The organism is Kitasatospora sp. MBT66 (assembly GCF_000710405.2).
GTDB classification, from domain to species: Bacteria; Actinomycetota; Actinomycetes; order Streptomycetales; family Streptomycetaceae; genus Kitasatospora; species Kitasatospora purpeofusca.
Genome location: NZ_JAIY01000006.1, coordinates 750,505 through 757,175, shown reverse-complemented (window position 1 = coordinate 757,175; position 6,671 = coordinate 750,505). Strand labels below are relative to the sequence as shown.

Here is a 6,671-nt window from a genome sequence, read left to right as displayed (position 1 = left end):
TCTGCGTGAATTTCCGACAGGGCGTGAATTCCGTCAGAGCGCGAGCTTGAAGCCCAGGTGGGAGGGGACGAAGCCGAGGCGTTCGTAGAAGCGGTGCGCGTCGGTGCGGGTGATGTCGGAGGTCAGCTGGACCAGCTGGGCGTCGAGTTCGCGGGAGCGCTCGATCGCCCACTGGATCAGTTCGGTGCCCAGGCCGCTGCCGCGTTCGTCGCTGTGGACGCGCACACCCTCGATGACGGTCCGGGTGGAGCCCTTCCGGGAGAGGCCCGGGATGACGGTCAGCTGCAGGGTGCCGACGGTCCGGCCGGCGCGTTCGGCGACGACGAGGTGCTGGTGCGGGTCCGTGTCGATGCGGTCGAACGCGGTGCGGTAGGGGGTGAGATCGTCGAGGCTCTCGCGGGTCGCGCCCAGGGCGTCGTCGGCGAGCATCGCGACAATGGCCGGCAGGTCGTCGCCGGTCGCCCGGCGGATCGTCAGATCGTTCATGGTCACACCCTAGAAGGGCGGTTGGCGTCGTCAGCCGGGCGGGGCGCTGGTGACGACGGCGAAAGCGGCGCCGTGCGGGTCGACGAGCCGGGCCAGGCGGCCGACGCCGTGAACGTCCTCGGCGGGGAGCCGGACGGTGGCGCCCAGCCCTTCGGCGGTGGCGAGGGTGGCGTCGACGTCGGGCACCTCGAAGGAGGGGAGCCAGTGCGAGGAGATGCCGGCGGCGGCGTCCTCGGGCGGGATCGGGCAGATCCCGCCGTGCGCGTCCGCCGTCCCGCCGCCGGGCGGGGTGAGCACCGTGTAGAGGTCGAGCCCGAGCGGGACGTCCTGCTCCTGCCAGCCGAACACCGCTCGGTAGAAGGTCTTGGCGGCCTCGGCGTCGATGCTGAAGCACTCCGTCCAGCAGAGGCTGCCGGGTTCGGTGACGGTGTCCAGGCCGTCGACGGCGTGCGGCTGCCAGACCGCGAAGTCGGCGCCGGTCGGGTCGGTGCAGCTGGTGGTGCGGCCGCTGTTGAGGACGTCGAAGGGGCCGAAGCGGACCCGGCCGCCGGCCGCGCGGACCAGGGCCGCGGTGCGGTCGGAGTCGAGGGTGCGGAAGTGGACGGTCCAGGCGGCGCGGTCGCCCTCGGAGGTGACCGGGCCGAGCGCGGCGACCGTCCGGCCGTCCCGGCGGAAGAGGCTGTGCCGGGCGGCACCGGGGCCGGTGGCGGAGCTCCAGCCGAACAGGCCGGTGTAGAAGGCGGCCGAGGCCGGGGTGTCCGGGCTGGCGAGGTCCAGCCAGTTGGGAGCACCCGGCCGGAAGGCGGTGGTGAGCACGGTGTTCCGCTCCTTCGACTTGATCGGATGTCGGCCTGGCCCCGCCCCGCTGCCCCCAGCCTGGCACTGCCACCCGGGATGTCGCACCCGGACGGTACGGTGCGTAGCGGAAGTCCTTCCGCACGGTGACAGGAGGCCCGGTGGCCAGGCAGACGGCGGCGCGCACCGGAACCGGGACCGGGACCGGTACGAGCGGCGACCAGGCGGTGCCGCGCCAGCTCGCCCAGGTCGAGGGGGTGCTGGAGCGGATCACCTACGCGAACGAGGAGACCGGCTACACCGTGGCGCGGGTCGACACCGGGCGGGGCGGCAACGATCTGCTGACGGTGGTCGGCGCGTTGCTCGGGGCGCAGCCGGGGGAGTCGCTGCGGCTGCACGGGCGGTGGGGGTCGCATCCGCAGTACGGGCGGCAGTTCGTGGTGGAGAACTACACGACGGTGCTGCCGGCCACGGTGCAGGGCATCCAGCGCTATCTGGGGTCGGGGCTGATCAAGGGGATCGGGCCGCGGTTCGCCGAGCGGATCGTGGAGCGGTTCGGGGTGGACACGCTGGAGGTGATCGAGCACGAGCCGGGCCGGCTGATCGAGGTGCCGGGGCTCGGGCCGAAGCGGACGAAGAAGATCGCGGCCGCGTGGGAGGAGCAGAAGGCCATCAAGGAGGTGATGGTCTTCCTGCAGGGGGTGGGGGTCTCGACCTCGCTGGCTGTACGGATCTACAAGCAGTACGGGGACGGCTCGATCGGGGTGGTGAAGAACGAGCCGTACCGGCTGGCTTCGGACGTCTGGGGCATCGGCTTCCTCACCGCGGACCGGATCGCGCAGGCCGTGGGCATCCCGCACGACAGCCCGGAGCGGGTGAAGGCGGGCCTGCAGTACGCGCTGTCGCAGAGCAGCGACCAGGGGCACTGCTACCTGCCGGAGGAGCGGCTGATCGCCGACGGGGTGAAGCTGCTCCAGGTGGACGTGGGGCTGGTGATCGACTGCCTGGCGGAGCTGGTGGCCGCCGAGGGGGTGGTGCGGGAGCAGGTGCCGGGGGCGGCGGGGGAGCCGATCACGGCGGTGTACCTGGTGCCGTTCCACCGGGCGGAGATCTCCTTGGCCAACCAGTTGCTGAGGCTGCTGCGGGCGGACACCGACCGGATGCCGTGGTTCGGGGACGTGGACTGGCCGGCGGCGCTGGGCTGGCTGGCGCGGAAGACGGGGGCGGAGCTGGCGCCGGAGCAGGAGCAGTCGGTGCGGCTGGCGCTGACCGAGCGGGTCGCGGTGCTGACCGGCGGCCCCGGTTGCGGCAAGTCGTTCACGGTGAAGTCGATCGTGACCCTGGCGCTGGCGAAGCGGGCCAAGGTGGTGCTGGCGGCGCCGACCGGGCGGGCGGCGAAGCGGCTGGCGGAGCTGACCGGGGTGGAGGCCTCGACCGTGCACCGGCTGCTGGAGCTCCGGCCGGGCGGGGACGCCGCGTACGACCGGGACCGGCCGCTGGACGCGGACCTGGTGGTGGTCGACGAGGCGTCGATGCTGGATCTGATCCTGGCGAACAAGCTGGTCAAGGCGGTGGCGCCGGGCGCACACCTGCTGTTCGTGGGGGACGTGGACCAGCTGCCCTCGGTGGGTGCGGGGGAGGTGCTGCGGGACCTGCTCGCCGAGGGCGGGCCGATTCCCTCGGTGCGGCTGACCCGGATCTTCCGACAGGCGCAGCAGTCGGGGGTGGTGATCAACGCGCACCGGATCAACGAGGGGCTGCCGCCGCAGACCGAGGGGCTGCCGGACTTCTTCCTGTTCGCGGAGGAGGACGCGGAGCTGGCGGCGGGTCTGACGGTGGACGTGGTGGCCCGGCGGATCCCGCAGAAGTTCGGCTACGACGCCCGGCGGGACGTCCAGGTGCTGGCGCCGATGCACCGGGGCCCGGCGGGCGCGGGGAACCTCAACACGCTGCTCCAGGCGGCGGTGACGCCGGCCCGGGAGGGGCTGGCGGAGCGGCGGTTCGGCGGGCGGACGTTCCGGGTGGGCGACAAGGTCACGCAGATCCGCAACAACTACGACAAGGGGCGGAACGGGGTCTTCAACGGCACAGTGGGAGTGGTGACGGCCCTCAGCGTGGACGACCAGCGGCTGACGGTGCTGACGGACGAGGACGAGGAGGTGCCGTACGACTTCGACGAGTTGGACGAGCTCGCGCACGCCTACGCGGTGACCATCCACCGGTCGCAGGGCAGTGAGTACCCGGTGGTGGTGATTCCGGTCACCATGTCCGCATGGACGATGCTTCAGCGAAATCTGCTCTACACCGCGGTGACCAGGGCCCGAAAACTGGTTGTGCTGGTGGGGTCACGGAAAGCGATCGCCCAGGCTGTTCGCAGTGTCAGCGCAGGTCGGAGGCATGCCGCGCTCGACCACCGGTTGGCGTCTGGATGATTCTCCAAGGGATGCTTGCCTCTATTGTTCTCTTGACGTGAAGAGATTTACGGCAGAGCCTGGTGGGGTGCCGATCTTGTCCGGTTCGTACCGGCTGCGGCGGCAGGTTTTGTAGGGGCGGGCCCTTTCGGGTCACCCCGGGTGCGCGGCTGTCCGCCGGATGGGGGAAGGTAGAGACAGTCAGGGCACCTTGGAAGAGGATTCATTTCGTCGGTGAGGAAGACGTGAGCGACAACTCGGTAGTACTGCGGTACCAGGACGGCGAGTACGAGTACCCCGTCGTCGAGAGCACTGCGGGCAACGCCGGCTTCGACATCTCGAAGCTGCTCCCGCAGACCGGCCTGGTCACCCTGGACAACGGCTTCGGCAACACCGCCGCCTACAAGTCCGCGATCACTTTCGTGGACGGTGACAACGGCATCCTGCGGTACCGCGGTTACCCGATCGAGCAGCTCGCCGCCAAGGGTGACTTCATCGAGACCGCCTACCTGCTGATCAACGGCGAGCTGCCGAACGCGGACCAGCTGGCGGAGTTCAACCGCGAGATCACCCAGCACACCCTGCTGCACGAGGACGTCAAGCGCTTCTTCCAGGGCTTCCCCCGGGACGCCCACCCGATGGCCATGCTGTCCTCGGTGGTCGGCGCGCTGTCGACGTTCTACCCGGAGAGCCACAACCCGTTCGACGCGGCCCAGCGCCACCTGTCGACGGTCCGCCTGCTGGCGAAGCTCCCGACCATCGCGGCGTACGCGTACAAGAAGGCGATGGGCCAGCCCTTCGTCTACCCGCGCAACGACCTGAGCTACGTCGAGAACCTCCTCCGGATGACCTTCGCGGTCCCGGCCGAGGACTACGAGCTCAACCCGGTCATCGTCAACGCGCTGGACAAGCTGCTGATCCTGCACGCGGACCACGAGCAGAACTGCTCGACCTCCACCGTGCGCCTGGTCGGCTCCAGCCACGCCAACCTGTTCGCCTCGATCTCGGCGGGCATCTCGGCGCTGTGGGGCCCGCTGCACGGCGGTGCCAACCAGGCCGTGCTGGAGATGCTGGAGAGCATCCAGAAGGACGGCGGCGACGTCGACGCCTTCATCACCAAGGTCAAGAACCGCGAGTCCGGCGTCAAGCTGATGGGCTTCGGCCACCGCGTGTACAAGGCCTTCGACCCGCGCGCCGCGCAGGTCAAGCTGCTCGCCCACGAGGTGCTCGGCCAGCTCGGCAAGTCGGACGAGCTGCTGGAGATCGCGCTCAAGCTGGAGGAGCACGCGCTCAAGGACGACTTCTTCGTCTCGCGCAAGCTCTACCCGAACGTGGACTTCTACACCGGTCTGATCTACCGCGCCATGGGCTTCCCGACCAGCATGTTCACCGTGCTGTTCGCCCTCGGCCGGCTGCCGGGCTGGATCGCCCACTGGCACGAGATGATCAACGACCCGACCAGCCGGATCGGCCGTCCGCGGCAGATCTACACCGGCGTCGAGATCCGCGACTACGTCGGGATCGACGCCCGCTGACGCCAAGCGCACGCCCTGACACCGTGCCACGAGGGCCCGGCCGCACTTCTGCGGCCGGGCCCTCGGTCTCTGCTCCTCCATGTCCGGCGCACGACTCCGGGGGCGGCTGCGGGCCCGGGACGGCCGCTCAAAGCGTCCCCGGCCCCTGCCACACCCCGGCGTCGTGCGCGAAGGCCGCCAACCTCGGCGACCGACCCGGGGCCCGCCGGAGCCCCGTCGGCGACAGTGGTGGCCACGCGTCGACGTTATGCCGTTCGCCACGTCTTCGCCCACCGGAAAAACTGCCGCACTACCAACCTAAGACGTATCAGCGTGCGAGAAGTTACGCCCGGGGGGTGTGAGCTGCCTCTCGCCACGCTCCGTGTGCGTGCGGTACCGGCTCCATACCACACCTTCCGGCGGCGGCGACGTCACCCTCCCCGCAGTCACGGCAACCGAGCGTGATAGGAATCGTGGCATTCCGGTACGGACCGCCCCGCACCCAGCAGCGTGGCGGCGGAGCTGGGGAGGGAGTGCGCAGATGACCAGGAACGTGGTTGTCACCGGCGGTGGCACGGGGATCGGGTACGAGGTGGCGCGGCGGTTCGCCGAGGCCGGCGAACGGGTCGTGATCGTCGGCCGGCGGCGCGCGGTGCTGGAGGAGGCCGCCGCCGGCTTCGGGCCGAACGTGACCCCGCTGGTCTGCGACCTCGCCGATCCGGACGCCGTGGAGTCCGCGCTCGCCGAACTGCCCGAGCGGATCGATGTGCTGGTGAACAACGCCGGCAGCCGGGAGACCGTGATCGGCGCCGGACCGCACGCCCTGCTGGCCCGCTGGCGGGGCGACTTCGAGCGCAATGTGCTGACCGTGGTGCTGCTCACCGAGTCGATCCGGGACCGGCTGACCCCGGGGTCCGGCCGAGTGGTCACCATCAGCTCGATCGCGGCGCTGCGCGGGGCGGGCTCGTACGGGGCGGCGAAGGCCTCGCTGCACGCCTGGAACAACTTCCTGGCCGCCCAGCTGGGCACCTCGGGCATCACGGCCAACATCGTGGCCCCGGGCACGGTGGCGGGCACCGAGTTCTTCGGGCCGCGGCTGGACGAGGCCGAGGTCTCCCGCCGGGCGGCCCGCACGCTGCTGGGGCGGATCGGGGAGACCGGCGAGGTGGCGGCGGCGGTGCAGTTCCTGGCCTCGCCGGAGGCCGGGTTCATCACCGGCGAGATCCTGCACTGCAACGGCGGCGAGCTGCTCGGCCGCTGAGGGCCGCCGAACGGCCGAGGGGCCCCTGCCGCGGCTGCGGTAGGGGCCCCTCGGCCGTCTCCTGGGCGTCTTCCCGGGTGTGTTCCGGGCTGCTGCTAGCCGGCCTGGAAGGTGCGGAGGCGGAGGCTGTTGGTGAGCACGAAGACCGAGGAGAAGGCCATCGTGGCGCCGGCGATCATCGGGTTGAGGAGTCCGGCGGCGGCC

The 6,671-nt window shown here is 70.8% G+C and carries 5 protein-coding genes and 1 pseudogene; 3 read left to right on the top strand and 3 right to left on the bottom strand.

All coding sequences use genetic code 11. The features are described from left to right. Positions 1 to 33: 33 nt before the first annotated feature. Positions 34 to 486: a GNAT family N-acetyltransferase gene (locus BI06_RS15865; RefSeq protein WP_043469706.1), complete on the bottom strand. Its 453-nt coding sequence runs from the start codon at positions 484 to 486 to the stop codon at positions 34 to 36. A 30-nt stretch (positions 487 to 516) separates the two neighbouring features. Then, positions 517 to 1,302 (bottom strand): VOC family protein, encoded by a 786-nt coding sequence (locus tag BI06_RS15860; protein WP_043468732.1) that lies wholly within the window; start codon positions 1,300 to 1,302, stop codon positions 517 to 519. 206 nt (positions 1,303 to 1,508) lie between these two features. Between BI06_RS15860 and BI06_RS15855 the strand changes: the two genes are divergently transcribed. The 3 genes from BI06_RS15855 to BI06_RS15845 all read left to right on the top strand — a co-directional run bounded on the left by BI06_RS15855 (position 1,509) and on the right by BI06_RS15845 (position 6,467). Further along, positions 1,509 to 3,713, top strand: a complete 2,205-nt coding sequence (locus tag BI06_RS15855; RefSeq protein WP_030398644.1) for an ATP-dependent RecD-like DNA helicase — start codon at positions 1,509 to 1,511, stop codon at positions 3,711 to 3,713. 224 nt (positions 3,714 to 3,937) lie between these two features. Next, complete coding sequence (locus BI06_RS15850) at positions 3,938 to 5,227, top strand: citrate synthase (RefSeq protein WP_030398645.1); 1,290 nt, start codon at positions 3,938 to 3,940, stop codon at positions 5,225 to 5,227. Positions 5,228 to 5,747: 520 nt separating this feature from the next. Beyond that, complete coding sequence (locus BI06_RS15845; protein ID WP_030398646.1) at positions 5,748 to 6,467, top strand: SDR family NAD(P)-dependent oxidoreductase; 720 nt, start codon at positions 5,748 to 5,750, stop codon at positions 6,465 to 6,467. Between the two features lie 95 nt (positions 6,468 to 6,562). On the opposite strand, the pseudogene BI06_RS53585 reads toward BI06_RS15845, so the two are convergent. Beyond that, positions 6,563 to 6,671, bottom strand: a pseudogene (locus tag BI06_RS53585) (haloacid dehalogenase); the annotation flags it as partial.

Bases quoted from the DNA above. Each gene is read 5' to 3' on its own strand.
- BI06_RS15865 (WP_043469706.1), bottom strand. From the start codon at position 486: ATGAACGATCTGACGATCCGCCGGGCGACCGGCGACGACCTGCCGGCC.
- BI06_RS15845 (WP_030398646.1), top strand. From the start codon at position 5,748: ATGACCAGGAACGTGGTTGTCACCGGCGGTGGCACGGGGATCGGGTAC.